This window comes from Stutzerimonas stutzeri, from assembly GCF_024448895.1.
GTDB classification, from domain to species: Bacteria; Pseudomonadota; Gammaproteobacteria; order Pseudomonadales; family Pseudomonadaceae; genus Stutzerimonas; species Stutzerimonas stutzeri_Q.
Map to the genome: position 1 here is coordinate 1 of NZ_JAMOIC010000070.1, position 1234 is coordinate 1234.

1 protein-coding gene is annotated in these 1234 nt (G+C 57.9%); it reads left to right on the forward strand.

Annotation, left to right across the window (positions count from 1 at the left end):
* Positions 1-65 precede the first annotated feature (65 nt).
* A protein-coding gene (locus NA619_RS24975; RefSeq protein ID WP_255964443.1) for an IS3 family transposase occupies positions 66-1228 on the forward strand; the annotation gives its coding sequence in 2 pieces (ribosomal slippage) (positions 66-321 and positions 321-1228; 1164 coding nt in all).
* Positions 1229-1234 lie beyond the last annotated feature (6 nt).

The following is a 1234-nucleotide window of genomic DNA, read 5'->3' on the forward strand; positions in this document are numbered from 1 at the left end:
TTGTAGTGGTCTACTGATCCCGGACACCGATTTAGGCGAAAATCTCGCCGTTAGAGAGGTGTCTGATGAGCAAGCAACGACGTACGTTTTCCGCCGAGTTCAAGCGAGAGGCTGCTGCCCTGATTTTGGATCAGGGCTACAGCCATATCGAGGCCTGCCGTTCGCTGGGCGTGGTGGATTCGGCCTTGCGCCGATGGGTAAAACAGCTGCAAGAGGAGCGCCAGGGCGTTACCCCGAAGAGCAAGGCGTTGACACCCGAGCAGCAGAAGATTCAGGAGCTAGAAGCCCGGATCAACCGGCTGGAGCGGGAGAAAGCGATATTAAAAAAGGCTACCGCTCTCTTGATGTCGGACGAACTCAATCGTACGTGCTGATAGACCAGTTGAGTGAGCAGGAGCCGGTAGAAGTGGTCTGTTCAGCTTTCGATGTGCCGCGGTCGTGCTACTACACCCATCGGCTTCGACGTTGCCGTGTCGATGCTCGTCGCGTTGCGCTACGTAGCCGGGTCAACGAGTTGTTTAGCCAAAGTCGGGACTCGGCTGGCAGCCGAAGCATTCTGGGCATGTTGCGCGAAGACGGCGTGACGATTGGCCGTTTCCGTGTGCGTCGGTTGATGCGTGAGCTGGGCCTCGTCAGCAAGCAGCCGGGCTCGCACGCTTACAAACAGGCCACAACTGAGCGCCCGGATATCCCGAATCGGTTAAACCGCGAGTTCGCAGTCCAGCGCCCGAACCAGGTGTGGTGCGGCGACATTACCTACGTCTGGGCACAAGGTCGCTGGCATTACCTGGCCGCAGTGCTGGACCTGTACACACGACGGACGATTGGCTGGGCATTTTCCACGAAGCCGGATGCCGAGCTAGTGATTAAGGCTCTCGATATGGCTTACGAACAACGCGGCCAGCCACAACAGGTGCTATTTCATTCGGATCAGGGCAGCCAATACGCCAGCCGCCTCTTCCGGCAACGGCTATGGCGCTACCGCATTCAGCAGAGCATGAGCCGCCGAGGAAATTGCTGGGACAACTCGCCGATGGAGCGCCTTTTCCGCAGCCTGAAGTCGGAATGGATCCCCGCAACTGGATATCTGACAGCCTTGGAGGCTCAGCGAGACATCAGCCATTACCTGATGCACCGCTACAACTGGATCAGACCACATCAATTCAACGACGGGCTGCCGCCAGCGGTGGCCGAAGAAAAACTTAACCCACTGTCCGGGATGGGTTGACCACTA